This is a genomic window from Methanoculleus sp. UBA303 (genome assembly GCA_002501655.1).
Lineage (GTDB): Archaea > Halobacteriota > Methanomicrobia > Methanomicrobiales > Methanoculleaceae > Methanoculleus.
The window spans coordinates 1-13,755 of sequence record DANY01000010.1; the positions used below are offsets into that span (position 1 = coordinate 1).

At 60.5% G+C, this 13,755-nt stretch carries 11 protein-coding genes; 6 read left to right on the forward strand and 5 right to left on the reverse strand.

Features of this window, described 5'->3' with window-relative positions:
* The 4 genes from BP846_RS02310 to mcrB all read right to left on the reverse strand — a co-directional run.
* Window positions 1–545, reverse strand: a 545-nt coding sequence (locus BP846_RS02310; protein WP_292392435.1) for a transposase, incomplete at its 3' end; no start/stop codon positions are given.
* A 516-nt stretch (window positions 546–1,061) separates the two neighbouring features.
* Window positions 1,062–2,768, reverse strand: a complete 1,707-nt coding sequence (gene mcrA / locus BP846_RS02315; protein WP_292392436.1) for a coenzyme-B sulfoethylthiotransferase subunit alpha — start codon at window positions 2,766–2,768, stop codon at window positions 1,062–1,064.
* 7 nt (window positions 2,769–2,775) lie between these two features.
* Window positions 2,776–3,540: a coenzyme-B sulfoethylthiotransferase subunit gamma gene (gene mcrG / locus BP846_RS02320; protein WP_292392437.1), complete on the reverse strand. Its 765-nt coding sequence runs from the start codon at window positions 3,538–3,540 to the stop codon at window positions 2,776–2,778.
* Between the two features lie 312 nt (window positions 3,541–3,852).
* Window positions 3,853–5,157 carry a coenzyme-B sulfoethylthiotransferase subunit beta gene (gene mcrB / locus BP846_RS02325; protein ID WP_292392438.1) on the reverse strand — a complete coding sequence of 435 codons (1,305 nt, stop codon included), beginning with the start codon at window positions 5,155–5,157 and terminating at the stop codon, window positions 3,853–3,855.
* Between the two features lie 1,211 nt (window positions 5,158–6,368).
* Between mcrB and BP846_RS02330 the strand changes: the two genes are divergently transcribed.
* From BP846_RS02330 to BP846_RS02350, 5 genes are all read left to right on the forward strand, one after another.
* Window positions 6,369–6,758, forward strand: coding sequence for a molybdopterin dinucleotide binding domain-containing protein (locus BP846_RS02330; RefSeq protein WP_394339949.1), 390 nt, complete (start codon window positions 6,369–6,371; stop codon window positions 6,756–6,758).
* Entirely contained in the window at window positions 6,758–8,128 is a 1,371-nt protein-coding gene (locus BP846_RS02335) for a formylmethanofuran dehydrogenase subunit B (RefSeq protein ID WP_292392440.1), read from the forward strand. Before BP846_RS02330 ends, BP846_RS02335 begins: the two co-directional genes overlap by 1 nt.
* Window positions 8,129–8,131: 3 nt before the next feature.
* Window positions 8,132–9,844, forward strand: a complete 1,713-nt coding sequence (locus tag BP846_RS02340; protein ID WP_292392441.1) for a formylmethanofuran dehydrogenase subunit A — start codon at window positions 8,132–8,134, stop codon at window positions 9,842–9,844.
* A gap of 13 nt (window positions 9,845–9,857) precedes the next feature.
* A complete protein-coding gene (locus BP846_RS02345) occupies window positions 9,858–10,658 on the forward strand; it encodes a formylmethanofuran dehydrogenase subunit C (RefSeq protein ID WP_292392442.1) in 801 nt (266 codons plus the stop codon).
* Between the two features lie 89 nt (window positions 10,659–10,747).
* Complete coding sequence (locus tag BP846_RS02350) at window positions 10,748–12,013, forward strand: molybdopterin-binding protein (RefSeq protein WP_292392443.1); 1,266 nt, start codon at window positions 10,748–10,750, stop codon at window positions 12,011–12,013.
* Window positions 12,014–12,099: 86 nt separating this feature from the next.
* On the opposite strand, the gene BP846_RS02355 is transcribed toward BP846_RS02350, so the two are convergent.
* Window positions 12,100–12,852, reverse strand: coding sequence for a hypothetical protein (locus BP846_RS02355; RefSeq protein WP_292392444.1), 753 nt, complete (start codon window positions 12,850–12,852; stop codon window positions 12,100–12,102).
* 125 nt (window positions 12,853–12,977) lie between these two features.
* Here BP846_RS02355 and BP846_RS02360 point away from each other — a divergent pair, with 125 nt between their 5' ends.
* Window positions 12,978–13,754, forward strand: coding sequence for a ribonuclease III family protein (locus BP846_RS02360; RefSeq protein ID WP_292392445.1), 777 nt, complete (start codon window positions 12,978–12,980; stop codon window positions 13,752–13,754).
* Window position 13,755 lies beyond the last annotated feature (1 nt).

Here is a 13,755-nt window from a genome sequence, read left to right on the forward strand (position 1 = left end):
CCGACCGTCTGATCCGGGATCGGATCGGCGGGTTGCGGGGGCTTCCGCCCGTCCTCGACCACGATACTGAGGAAGTACCGGCCGGTCGATTGGCGGATGACGGTTGCAGACTTCATCGTGCCCACGAAGGTGCGGTGATACTTGACTTTGAGCGTTCCGATCTTCGGGAGCTTCACGGTCCCCTGCTTGAAGTCCACGGTGTATGATTGGGGTACCGTGAACGCCTGTTCTGGGGCGTGCTTCTGCTTGAAGGTCGGCGCTTCGCCCCGGCCCTCGAAGAAGTTCGTGAACGCACGGGAGAGATGGATAATCGATTGCTGCAGCGACTGGGCGTTGACCTCTTTCAGCCACGGCAACTCCTCTTTGAGCGCCGGAAGCTGGTTCGTGAGGTCGTATCTGGACAGGCTGATGCCCCCGTCGTGGTACGCCGTGTTCTTGAGGTTGAGGGCCCAGTTGTATACGAACCGGCAGCACCCAAGGTGCTTGGCGATCAGAGTCTTCTGATCCTCGGTCGGATACAGCCGGTACTGGTACCGCCGCAACATACGATAGGGTCATGTTAGCTCCCCTCCGGCATAAAGAATACCCGGGCGGTGTGAAAGTGAAGAAGGGGCGCCGCTTTCACCTCCCCCCTTGCGGAGGGAGTCTGCCCGCTCATGCCGCCTTCAACCCCGCAGAGATAGAGGCATATCTCCCTGACGTGACATTCACTTGAAATCCATTTTTGGGCTTTAATCTTCAAGCCTCGCGCCCGCCAACATCTCGAGGCACCCCCTGTACTGGAGCATTTCTGCAAACAGGGGTTTTGCTCGACAGCACCACGCGCCCCGCCTTGCGCCCCGCGCGCCTCCCGGTGACCGGGGCAGGCGGCTCAGGGGCAGGAACACCGAAAAATACGCCAAAAACAGCGAGATACAACTGACTTTGTGTTACGAATCTGAACTATTATAAGACGTGGGCGAGTGAGAACCACCCGCTCCACCTTCTTTCCGTCTGATCGGCAGGAATGTTTGCGATCGCGGATTGTGAGGACGTGCAAATAAAAAGGGGTTATGGAGAGTTTACCGGGCCGGGATGATGAGCGAACGCTCGCCGGCGGGCATGAACTCGCGGATTGCACCCTTCGCGAACTCGCGGCGGGGCTCTGCGAAGTTGAACTTCAGGGCCGGGTCGGCGAAGCAGACCTTGACGAGCGGGCTGTAGCAGAACGCATCGCCACGTCCGTAGTGAGCGCTGCCGACGATCGCGGCGTACTCGCCCTGGTGACCGACGTTCATCGCGTAGTTCGGGTAGTTCGGACCACGCAGTTCTCCCATCAGGCCGCGGTCGGGCTCCATGGAGAGCGAGTTTGCGGATCCGCACTGGTCCTGGAGGTCGTAGCCGAAGAAGCCAAGCCGCGACCATCCGTCCTTGTGCAGGAGCATCGAGAGGTACCAGGCGTTGAGGCCGGCGTTCGAGTTGCCGGTCGCGATGGCGGTGGTCAGGCCGGACGCGGCGGCGATGACACCGGCACGCTGGGACCCGCCGAAGTGGTCCTCCATCATGGTCGGGAACTGCTCGTACTGCTCCATGGCGTTGAGGGTGACCTCGGTGGCGAGATCGTTGACGATCTCCTGTGTCGGCTTGACCTTGTCGTTCGCGCTCGGGTTCTTCCAGTCGACCTTGTATTTGTCCTTGGCGTAGTCCATACCGTAGTAGGTGAACTCATCAAGGATGTTGTCGGTGTAAGCCGCGGTCGCGTACTGGGTGAATCCGACACCACCGGACATGTAGGAGCCGAGCCAGATCTGGTCGTAGAGCATGGTTCCGGCGCCGACGACCTCGAGGGATGCCCGGGCGGGGTCGTTGGGGTATTTCCGGTTTGCCTGGATGATATCGGCGAAGAGGCCGAACTTGATACCGCCGGGCTCGTTGGGGCCACGGGCACGCCGGGCAGGCAGGTGGGAGGCCATCTGGACGACGCCTGCGTGCTTGGCAGCGTAGGAGAGGTCGGCGACAGCCGCTTCACCGGCGCACATGCGGTAGGCGGCGATGAAGGACATACCGATCTGCATCGCAGACCACCGGGAAGTCGTTCCACCGTCGCAGGTCCGGGAGACCGCGGTCGGGATGTGGATCGCCTGGTACATGCTCTTGCCGACTTCTGCCTTGAGCTCCTCAGCCTGCTTTGCGGGGAAGAGCTTCTCGATGTCCAGCAGGAACTGGGGTTCGATGTCGTCGGCGAGTTCCTGGTCGCCGGTGAAGACCTTGACGTAACAGTCGTCGACGAGGCCGGGGTGGGTCTCGACCATGTGTTCCTGAACGACGGCTGCGCCGGGCATGGCGTGGTTCAGGATGTGGAGGTACTCGTTGATCGTCTCAGGGGTAACTTCCTTCCCGAGACGCTTCTGCAGGGTCTGGTGAGCGAGGTCCATGCCGACGATGACCGTTCTCCTGATATCGTCCCACATCTGCTGCATGGCAGAGTTGTTGACGAAGTGGAGGTCGTCACCCTCGACGAAGACGCCGGTGCCGGAGACCTCGTAGGTCATCAGCTGGCGCTGGCCCATCGGGATGCCGCCAAGGTGGCAACGCTCGGGATCGTACATGGAGATGCCACGGTCCATCTCAACGGCACGGCTCGCCTTCATGAACTCCAGCTTACGGGGAGACTGGCGGACACCGTTGAACTTGTAGAACTCGGTGGTCTCGGACTCGACGTCCTGCCCCTGGAACTTCTCCTTGAGGGCTTTCAGGAACATCTTCTGGGATCTCTCAATCTTTGCCATTTCTCAATCACTCCTCTTTCGGCATGAAGCCGTATTTTGTCCGCAGCGAGTGGATGCGCTGGACGTATTCGATGTACTCGGTATCCTCACGGTAGGGAGTTCCTACGAGCGAGTGGAAGATCGTCGTGTGGGCTTTGAGCCACTTCTCGTCCATGGGCTTGCCGACGGCAACCGCACGGTCGAGAGGCTCACCGATCTGGTTCTTGACGTACTTGACGACGCCGTCCTCACCGAGGATGTTCCTCTGGAGCATGTCGAACATCATGCCGTCTTCAGCGAGACGGAGCGAGTGGCCGTGCACGGTCGCACCACGGATGCCGACGAGAGCAGGGTCGAACATCTCGGTCTCGATGAGATCCTTCGAGTACTTCTCGAGGTCACGCTCACGGCACTCGACGATCTGACGGCCGGAGAGCGTGCCGGGGTCGATGCCGCGGAAGCGGTACATCTCGGTGTAGGTCCGCTGGTAGGGCTGCGAGGGGGCGTTGAACATCGAGTCCGCAAACTGGATGTAGCGGACGCGGTCGCCGGCCTTTGCACCCTCGGTGGGCTTGACGAGCTTGCGCATGGGGCAGTCGGGCTCCTGCTGCTCGGCGAGCGGCGGGTGAGCACTCGGATACGCTGATCCGGGAGCGCGGTGGCCGAGGACCAGCACGATATCCTCATCCGTTACGGAACGAACCTTCTCAAGCTTCTGGCTGGGGTTCATCTGCTTGCGCCGGTTCTCGGCGACAATCGATGTCCCGGGACCATACTGGGGCTTGTATGCCATGTTTTTATTCACCTCAAAGAGATTGATATCTTATCCATTTCCTGTTTTGAATGAATTTCAGCCATATTTCCGGCCATGAAGGCACCTGCCGTCACCGCGGGTCCCAGACGACCACCCGGCCACCGGGCCTTCCCCGTTCCGGGGGTCCGCAAGGCAGATGAGCGCTGTATCGCGCCGGGGCCGTGGATCGTCATCCGGCGGATGCCGGCAAGCATAGCGAGCAGGCGTTCGGCGGTCTCAGGTTTGAGCACCCCGAGCGGCACAATCCCCGCCCGCGGAAATGTGGCGTTCATCATTCGGATCTCTGCTCGTTCAGGCTCCGTTTGCGATCTGGTTGATCGGCTTGTTGAACACATCGATCTTGCCGTAGGTATCGGCGAAGATCTTCGAGGTGCTCTCGGGCGAGAACATCTGGGTTCCGGCATCAAGCGCCATTGCAGCGACCACACACGGGATAGCCACACCGTTGGCGTGACGGGTCACGACATGGTTGCCGTTGAAGATACCGGGACCGCCACCGCCGTAGATCGAGTGGCTGAAGAACGAGAATCCGACAGCGGTACCCATGACACGACCGTAGTCGGTGCTCGGGAGACCGGTCTCGTGCTCAAGCAGGTCGTTGAAGTACAGGAGCGTCGAGGAGACTGCCTGGGCAAACCGTCCGGCACCACAGTTGACGATGGTGGCTGCCATGGTTCCTGCGGCGGCGTAGGCGTTCCAGAGCATGGGGTCCTTCGTGTCGTAGAACTGGAAGTACCCGCCCTTCTTCCCCGGGGCGATGACCTTGTCCTCGATGGCGCGCTCGACCAGGCTCTGGACGACCGTACCGACGGTTCCGGTCTGGCCGTTCTCCTTGACGAGGTCATAGACCATATTGTTCGCGTTCAGGCCCTGGTAGGCATAGGCGAGCAGCATGGCGCGCTCGAACGGTCCGACGGCGGATCCCATCTCGAAGACACCGGCGGTCTCGAGCGTTGATGCGAGCGCAGCGCCCTGCAGGGCGTTCCTGCCGGTCATCATGACGGTGTGGTTAACCGGGATGTTCCGGAGCGCATAGCCGAGACCTTCGTTGTTCTGGGGGATGTTCAGGATCGACGTAACGAGCGCACCCTGAAGGTCCTGGGTGTGCGGGTAGCCGCCCCAGCAGGCCGCCTTGACGGTGGATGCGTTAAAAGCGTCGATGTTGAACTGATCGACGATCGCGTAAGTGGTCGCGGAGGCGACCGACGTGATCGCGGCATCGTAGGTGGCAGCATTCATCAGGCGCTTTGCCGGGACCTGGACGAGCTGGAGCTTTCCGCCGTTGAACTCCAGGATCTCGGTGTCGTCACCCTCCTCAACCTGGATCATCTCCTTGATCCTGGCGACGATGGCATCCTTGTTCTCCATAATTGGGAGATCCAGTTCTCTTCCCTTGATCTTGCCCTTTCCAAGTTTTCCGGTCTTGAGTGCATCCTGGATGCCCCCAAGGTTCACGTTGATCGTTCTCTTGGTCAGGTCGATGATCTTACTTGTGGCCGGGTTAACCAGCGGGCTGATTCTGTCGAGGGTGACGCCGCCCTTGAGCAGCTTCCCGTCATCAGAATAGAGATCGATTGTTTCCGTGTATTTAGCCATAGTATTTCATCCTTTTACCCTTGTTCAAAGCATTCTGTTCATGAAAGAGGCCGGAGCATTCGCCTGCACCGACTCTCTGAAGGCCGCAACTGCACGTCCCAAAAGGGACTATAAGAGTAGAAGAAGAGTTATTAATAAAATTTGCGAAATTAGATGGACTTTTTTACATAAAGTAACATTTATATCAATTTTATGCCTGATTGGTTATTTTAAAATCGAGTTTCTATGGTCCAAAAGGTTGAACGTCGTACTTAAAAAGAATTTCCCCTAATCCGCGCTACCGGAATGATCATCTAAGAGGCCACGGAAGAAAGTAGCATTAAATAATAAAGAAGACAATACAAATAATAATAGTTAAAATAAATTTTGTCAAAAAGTGCTCAATTGCACCTTCTGTAATAGGTTATACCCTGAGATATATAATGCTACTCAGGTCGGGCAGGATTTGCCGCGAGTCAAATGTTTAGACCTCCTTTTTTCGAAAAAAATGAATTTAAGTCAGAAGTAAAAGAGACATAACTATATAGTAATCGCCCCACAACCGGGCCGTCGCAACCGGGTGTACCCAAGGCAGGAGCAGGGCCGCCGGAGTAGAGCCCACTCGAAGGCATCCGGAAGAGAGAGGAGAAGGCATTATGCCGGTTCATTCCTCCCTCAGCCTCTGCTCCATGACTCCTGCCGGAGAGAGGCTGACACCCCCGCACACCCGCAAGTCAAATATATCAAAAAATAAGCCCTACCCGGACAAACTCCATAAAACCCAAAATTTAGCAATATTTTTAAATATTACCCAATAAAATCCCACATATAAAAAAATAGCCTCAACCATGCCGCTCGATGTAAAGTTGATAACCTAAAATAACTTACCAATTCGGAATCGTTAAATAGAAAACATTACAAGTTATGACATAGCGATCCATCCGGTGCTCCGTCCGCAGAGTCTCAATTCCCCTGGTGAAGAGGCCCCTGCATATCGGCCGACTCTCCGGCGTGTTCCAGTGAACCGACCAACAGGCGTTCACCGTGCAAGAGGGCCCGATTTGCCGGGTATGGAAGATCCCGGCAGAGCCTCTCGCAACGCAGGGGAGAATCCATCACGGGCCGCGTGTTGGGAGCACCGCACTCTACGGGGCCGACTCGCCGGAGCTTCGGGAGACCGATCCTATCAACCACATTGAGGCAGAACCATGGCGAACAGGATTACGTTGAACATGATTACCCAGCGTTCCATCGAAGAAGGTGTTGCGATGGAGAAGGGCAAAACGACCCCGGAATACTTCGAGGCCTGCTCGATCATCGAGATGCACGACGACGATGTCAGGGCGCTCGGCCTGGTCCCGAACCAGCTTGTACGGGTGACGAGCGAATGCGGAAGCGTGGTCGTCAAGACCGTCAGGGGGCGCCAGTCGCTCTACCCCGGCCTTGCGTTCATCCCGCAGGGGGTCTGGGCAAACCAGGTGGTTCCTCCACGGACCCAGGCGACGGGGGAGCCCCAGTACAGCGGCTTCCCCGTGACGGTTGAACCTGTCAACGGTGAACGGCGCAAGAGCGCGCTCGAACTCGTTCAGGGAGCCGTCGGGATGTGGAGAGGTGATCAATAATGTCAAAGAAAGTTGAGAACGTCGGATGCCCATACTGCGGCGTCTGCTGTGACGACCTTGTCGTGACCGTATCGGACGACGGAAAGAAGATCCTCGAGGTGGAGAATGCCTGTGCTATCGGAAACCAGATCTTCCACCACGCGACGGGCGGCGAGAGGGTCCGGCTACCGCGCCTCCGCCAGCCGGACGGCACCTACAAGGACATATCCTACGATGAGGCGATCGACTACGCAGCGAACGTGCTCTACAAGGCGAAGAAGCCCCTGATATACGGATTCGGATCGACCAACTGCGAGGGCATGGCCGCCGCAGCCAAGGTTGCCGAGAAGGCAGGGGCCGTACTCGACAACTGCGCGTCCATCTGCCACGGGAGCTCGTTCCTTGCCATATTCGATAACGGCTACCCGAGCTGCACCCTCGGTGAGACGAAGAACCGCGCGGACGTCATCGTCTACTGGGGCGCAAACCCGGCCCACGCTCATCCACGGCACATGTCCCGCTACTCGATCTTCCCCCGCGGCTTCTTCACCGGCAAGGGCCACAAGAGCCGCAAGATCATCGTCGTCGACCCCCGGCACACCGATACCGCCCAGGTGGCGGACATATACCTCCAGGTGCAGCAGGGACACGACTACGAGCTCTTCGACGCATTCCGCGCCGTTGTCCGGGGCCACGAGATCCCCGACGTGGTTGCCGGGATCAGGCGCGAGCAGATCGTCGAGGTTGCTGATATCCTGAAGAAAGCGCGGTTTGGCACCATCTTCTACGGCATGGGGCTCTGCCATTCCGACGGCCGGAACCACAACGTGGACATCGCCATCAGCCTGACCCGCGACCTCAACGACTTCACCAAGTGGACGATCATGGCGATGCGGGGCCACTACAACATCACCGGGCCGGGCGCGGTCTGGTCGTGGCAGTACGGATATCCCTACTGCCTTGACCTGACCAAACGCGATATCGCCCACATGAACCCCGGCGAGACGAGCTCCATCGACCTTGCGATGCGAGACGAGGTGGACGCCTTCATCAACATCGGGACCGATGCTGGCGCCCACTTCCCGATCGATGCGGTCAAACACCTCCGGAAGCACCCCTGGATCACCATCGACCCGAACATCTGCATGGCAAGCGAGATCTCCGACCTCCATATCCCGGTAGGGATCGTCGGGGTCGAGGTCCCGGGCATTGTCTACCGGATGGACAATGTCCCGATCCAGTACCGCAAGGTCATCGACCCGCCAGAAGGCGTCATCAGCGACGAGGAGGTCTTCGAACGGATCCACAAGAGGCTCTGCGAACTCGAAGCAGAGGAAGTCGCGAAGGAACCCGTAAAAGCAGCGCCGGAAGGCGTCCGTGTGGGGGAGTGAACCATGAGTGAACTGCTGATCAAAAACGGGTTCGTCTTTGATCCCCTGCAGGGGATCAAAGGCGACCGGATGGACATCGGTATCAAGGACGGGAAGATCGTCGAGACGAGCGCTCTTGAGAACCCGAAGACGATCGACGCCGCCGGTATGACCGTGATGGCGGGCGGCGTGGACATCCACTCCCACGTGGTCGGGCCGAAGGTGAACGTCGGCCGGCTCTTCCGGCCGGAAGACAAACTCTTCAAGAGCCCCCACAAATCCCCTACGTGCAGCCGTATGGAGATGGGTTCCTCGGTCCCCTCCACGTTCAAGACCGGCTACGACTACGCCCGGATGGGTTACGTCTTCGTCAACGAGGCGGCGATGCCCCCGCTCCACTCCCCGCACGTCCACGAGGAGATCCGGGATACTCCTATCATCGACAACGCCGCGATGCCGGTCTTCGGGAACAACTGGTTCACCCTCGAATACCTCAAGAACAACGAGATCGAGAACAATGCCGCGTATACTGCCTGGCTCCTGCAGGCCACGCGCGGGTTCGGCATCAAGGTCGTGAACCCCGGCGGATCCGAAGCCTGGGGATGGGGGCTGAACTGTGTGCATATCCACGACCCGGTCCCGTACTTCGATATCACCCCGGCCCGGATCATCACAGGGCTCATCGAGACGAACGAACACCTGGGCCTCCCCCACTCGATGCACCTGCACTGCAACAACCTCGGAAACCCCGGCAACTACACCGACACCCTCGAGTCGCTCAGGCTCGCCGAGGGTTACACGCCGAAGAACAACTTCGGCCGGGAGCAGGTTATGCACGTCACGCACCTTCAGTTTCACGCCTACGGTGGCGATTCCTGGGGGAACGTGGAGTCGAGATCAAAAGACATCATGGACTACGTGAACGCCCACGACAACATCACCGTCGATATGGGTCAGGTGACGCTCGACGAGACCACCACAATGACCGCCGATGGGCCGTTCGAACACCACCTCCGGGCCCTCAATAACCTTAAATGGGCAAACGTGGACGTCGAACTCGAGACCGCCGCGGGTGTCGTCCCCTACATCTACAGCCCGAAGGTCAAGGTCTGCACCATCCAGTGGGCTGTCGGCCTGGAACTCGCGCTCTTCTCGAAAGACCTGATGCGGACGTTCATCACCACCGACCACCCGAACGCCGGGCCGTTCACCCGCTATCCGCAGGTCATCACCTGGCTGATGAGCCGTGCGGCGCGTGACGAGACCATGAAGACGTTCAAGTGGCTTGACCGGACGATTGAGTCAACCTCCATAGACAGCATCGACCGCGAACTCGACCTCTACGAGATAGCGCAGATGACCCGGGCAGGGCCGGCAAAGGCGCTCGGGATCAGCGACATGTACGGCGGGCTTGCCCCCGGCATGGATGCCGATATCGCCGTCTACCCCCTCAACCCCGAGGATATGCCCTCCGACCCGGCAGCGATCGAGAAGGCCTTCTCCCGGTGCGCCTGGCTCGTGAAGGACGGTATCGTGACTGTCCGGGACGGCGAAGTTGTCTCCGAGCCCGCAAAGCGGACCATCTGGGTCGATGTGAAGGTTCCGGAGAACGCACAGGTACAGAGAGACATCTACGAGCACTTCCTCCGGCACTACAGCGTGAAACTCGATAACTACTCGCTCTTCGAAGAACACCTCCATAACCCCCGGGTGATCGAGGTCAATGCAGCACAATGAGGTGATAAGAAGCATGAAGACAGTAACCCTCACCCTGACCAACCCCTCCGAACTCCTTCTTGAGGGGCAGAACATCACTCCGGACAACTTTGCAGCAAAGAAAGCCGCCGAGATCGCCACCCTCGATGTCTGGGAAGGCAAACAGAAGGGCCCGCTCGGGAATTACTTCACCGTTGCAGGCGACGGCGCAGCGACAGCAGCCGATACCAGGATCGTCCTCCGCGGGGACTGCACCCGCGTTAAAAGGATCGGCCAGCAGATGACCGCAGGCGAGATCGTCATCGAAGGCAACGCCGACATGTACATCGGCGGCTGGATGAAAGGCGGGAAAATCCACGTGAAAGGAAACGTCGACTCGTTCTGCGGCATCGGGATGGAAGGCGGCGAGCTGATCGTCGACGGGAACGCCGGACACCACCTGGGCGCATCGCCACGCGGCGAGTGGCGCGGCATGAAGGGCGGGCTGATCCGGGTCGCTGGATCCGTCGGCAACGATACGGCGACGTTCATCAACGGCGGGACGATCATCATCGGCGGCGATGCGGACATTCACGTCTCCACCCACGGCGAAGGGGGCACCGTCGTCATCAAGGGCAACGCCAAAGGCCGTGTCGGCGGGCAGATGGTGAAAGGCGACATCTACGTCTACGGGACGATAGAAAACCCGCTCCCGGGATTCAAGATGGTCGGTGAGGTCGAGCAGGAGGTCGATGGTGAGACGGCCCTCTTCGCTCACTACATCGGGGATCTCGGTGAACGCCACCCGATATCCAGGGGCAAGACGGTGTATGCAAACCTCTACACCAGAATCTAACTTTTTTCCCCCGGATAGGGTGACGGGCTCACCAGGATCCTCCCGGGATGTGAGAGGCTCGAGGCCGGAAGCGAGGTGGACGTGACGCTATGGTGAGGGAGCGCCTCACGCTGAGACCGCTTGCAGGGGTCCTGGATATGATGCGGGCCACCTTTCCGCGCCCAGACCGGACTGTCCGGGTTCCGGTGGCCGGGTCGGTCAGGCGGGTGACGGCAAGGGCCACCCACTCACCGCTGACGGTCCCGGCAACGGACATTGCTGCACGAGATGGTTTTGCCGTCGTGAGCAGCGAGACCCGGGGTGCGCGCGACGAGAGCCCAGTCCCACTCAGGAACCCCTTTCGGGTGAATACGGGGAACGTAATTCCCCCGGGATACGATGCGGTCGTCATGATCGAGGATGTCACGGGGGGAGACGGGGCCTGGTGCACCAGAAGGGCCGTGCTCCCCGGGGAGCACATACATCCCGCCGGGGAGGAGATCCGGAGCGGGGAGATGATCCTCCCGGCCGGGCACTCGATACGCCCCTGGGATATCGGGGCGCTCCTCTCCTACGGGATTACGAGGGTCGACGTACAGGCTGTGAACGTCGGCCTCCTCCCAACGGGGAGCGAGGTGATCCCGGCGGGTGAGCGCCCGGGTCCGGGAGAGGTGATCGAGAGCAACACCGCCATTGCGGCGGCATGGCTTGGTGAGGCAGGCGCAACCTGCACCCGCTACGGAATCGTCCGCGATGACCCCGGGCTGCTTTCGGAGGCGATCGGAAAGGGCATCCGGGAGAACGACCTGCTCCTCGTCTCTGCCGGTTCCTCGGCAGGCACCCGTGATTTCACAGCCAGCGTCATCAGCGACCTCGGCGAGGTGCTCGTCCACGGGATCGCCGTGAAACCCGGGAAACCAGCGATCATCGGGAGGGTCGACGGCAAACCGGTGATCGGGATGCCGGGCTACCCGATCGCCGCTATGACGACCGTCCGGGAGCTCGCCCTCCCCCTGCTCGCGGAGTGGGGATTTTCCGCCCGGCCCGGGGAGCGCCTCCGCGCCCGGCTCGCGAGGACGATCCAGACCGATCCTGGATTTGATGAGTTTATCTTTCTCACGGTATCCCGGGACGGCGACAGGTATGCCGCCATCCCCCTGCCCCGGGGCGCCGGGACGCAGATGACAGTGGTACGCGCAAACGCCTGCCTGCACGTCCCCGTGGGCACCGGCAGCATCCACGGGGGCACGGAGGTCGAAGTCCTCCTGACCGGGCCGCTTGCGTCGACCGGGGAGGCGCCGGGGAACCGCGAACCCGCATCGGAACGCCGGGTGCCGGGAGAGGGAGCAGTGCTCCTGGTGAAGAACAGTTCCTGACGGCGCCCTGGGGGTGAAGACCGGGGAGTTTTAGAGGTGAAACACCCGACCGCGCCCCCTTAAATCGACCCCGGCCACCCCATCCATCACCCGTCGCTCGCGCAGGTGTCCATAAGGGCCCGGATACGGGCTTCGAGGTGCGGCAGCCTCTCCTGATACTCCCGTGCGAGCAGGAACGTCCGGACGGCGTCGCCCATCCCCCGGTGGACATCCAGGAGGTGGCGGTACTCCCGGGGGACGGGGTATCGGAAGTGCATCGAGGCGACGGTGGATTCCCCGGCGCGAAAATCGATGAGCCGGGCGAGGCGGTCGAGGGAGAGGACCTGCTTCATACCGAAGCGCCGCCGGATCTCTCGCTGGAGGTCGACCAGCATGCACCCGTCGAGTGAGACCTCTGCGGCCCGAAAGGCCTTTTTCTCCATATCTGCCGCAAAGACGACTATCTCCGGTATATCTCCTGCTGAGAGGACCGATTCCATAAAGAGCCGGAGATCGGCAAACGCATTTTGGGCGGTCTCTTCTGCCGCCGGCACCTCGCCGTCGGAGACCCGAAAGGAGTGGTTGTAGGCCATCCCATACTCGCCGCGGCCCATGTTCGCCACAGTCGTCGCGACACCGGTGGTCTTGCCGCAGGGGTCGGTCACCTTCTTCCATATCTCAACGTCGATGTCGTACCGGAACTGCTCCCCGACATAGCTGACGCTGTCATCCTCCGGCCGATGGACGACCGCACCTATCTCAATCGGCATCATGACCGCCCGGCAGGTGCCGTAGACGTACCCGAACTCGATGTCCAGGTAGACGCTCCCGCCGTCCTCGCCCCTCACGGACAGAACCACAGGTAGATATCTCTTTTCCCGACGACGAAAAGGTTACCCCGGCACCCTCTCCCCGGCAAAGGTTTATCCGGCAGTACGGTAGCCATTCTATAAAGAGCGGCAGGATACTCCTGCCCCCGACGACCATGAGACTTGCCACTATAAGAGAAAAACTTCGTATCGGCAACCTCTTCGGCCAGAAACCTCCCGAGCGCCGGGAGTCCGCCGGCCATGACCGGGAGACGGAGGTGCGCGCGCTCCTTGCCACCCCCCCATTCGGGATCACCGACGTCCGCAACGCGGCCCTCCCCCTCTACGACCGTGCGCTGACCCACCGGTCGTACGCAAACGGCGGGGAGTACCCGATAACGACTGTCGACGACAACGAGCGGCTCGAGTTCCTGGGGAACTACGTCCTCGACTTCATCATCGCCGACCACCTCTACGGCGAGTACGACCTCCCGCCCGGCGAGATGAACCGGAGGCTCCAGGTCACGAGAAACAAGAAACTCGCCGACGTCGTGCTCCAGCAGGGCCTCGGCATCGACGGCATCATCAGGAGAAAAGGACAGGCGCTGACCGAATCCATCATCGCCGACGCGTTCGAGGCCCTGATCGGCGCCATCTACCTTGACCGCGGCCTCGCTGCGGCCCGGGAAGTGGTTCTCGCCATATTTGAGGACGAGATAGCGGAGTGCAACACCCGCCGCAACTACCGGGGGAGGCTCCAGGAGTACGCCGCCCGGAAGGATCTCGGCGGGATCGGGTATGCCTACCGCCGGACCGGCCCGGGGAACTCCCCGGTCTGGGCCGCCCGGGTAACCGTTGGGGGGGCTCTCCTCGGAGAGGGAGAGGCGCCGACCAAGCAGGGAGCGGCAATGCTCGCGGCAAGAGAGGCGCTCGGCCGCCTCGGGGAGGAGTGAG

Coding starts and splice junctions, on each gene's coding strand:
- mcrA (WP_292392436.1), bottom strand. CDS start 2,768: ATGGCAAAGATTGAGAGATCCCAGAAGATGTTCCTGAAAGCCCTCAAG.
- mcrG (WP_292392437.1), bottom strand. CDS start 3,540: ATGGCATACAAGCCCCAGTATGGTCCCGGGACATCGATTGTCGCCGAG.
- mcrB (WP_292392438.1), bottom strand. CDS start 5,157: ATGGCTAAATACACGGAAACAATCGATCTCTATTCTGATGACGGGAAG.
- BP846_RS02330 (WP_394339949.1), top strand. CDS start 6,369: ATGATTACCCAGCGTTCCATCGAAGAAGGTGTTGCGATGGAGAAGGGC.
- BP846_RS02335 (WP_292392440.1), top strand. CDS start 6,758: ATGTCAAAGAAAGTTGAGAACGTCGGATGCCCATACTGCGGCGTCTGC.
- BP846_RS02340 (WP_292392441.1), top strand. CDS start 8,132: ATGAGTGAACTGCTGATCAAAAACGGGTTCGTCTTTGATCCCCTGCAG.
- BP846_RS02345 (WP_292392442.1), top strand. CDS start 9,858: ATGAAGACAGTAACCCTCACCCTGACCAACCCCTCCGAACTCCTTCTT.
- BP846_RS02350 (WP_292392443.1), top strand. CDS start 10,748: ATGGTGAGGGAGCGCCTCACGCTGAGACCGCTTGCAGGGGTCCTGGAT.
- BP846_RS02360 (WP_292392445.1), top strand. CDS start 12,978: ATGAGACTTGCCACTATAAGAGAAAAACTTCGTATCGGCAACCTCTTC.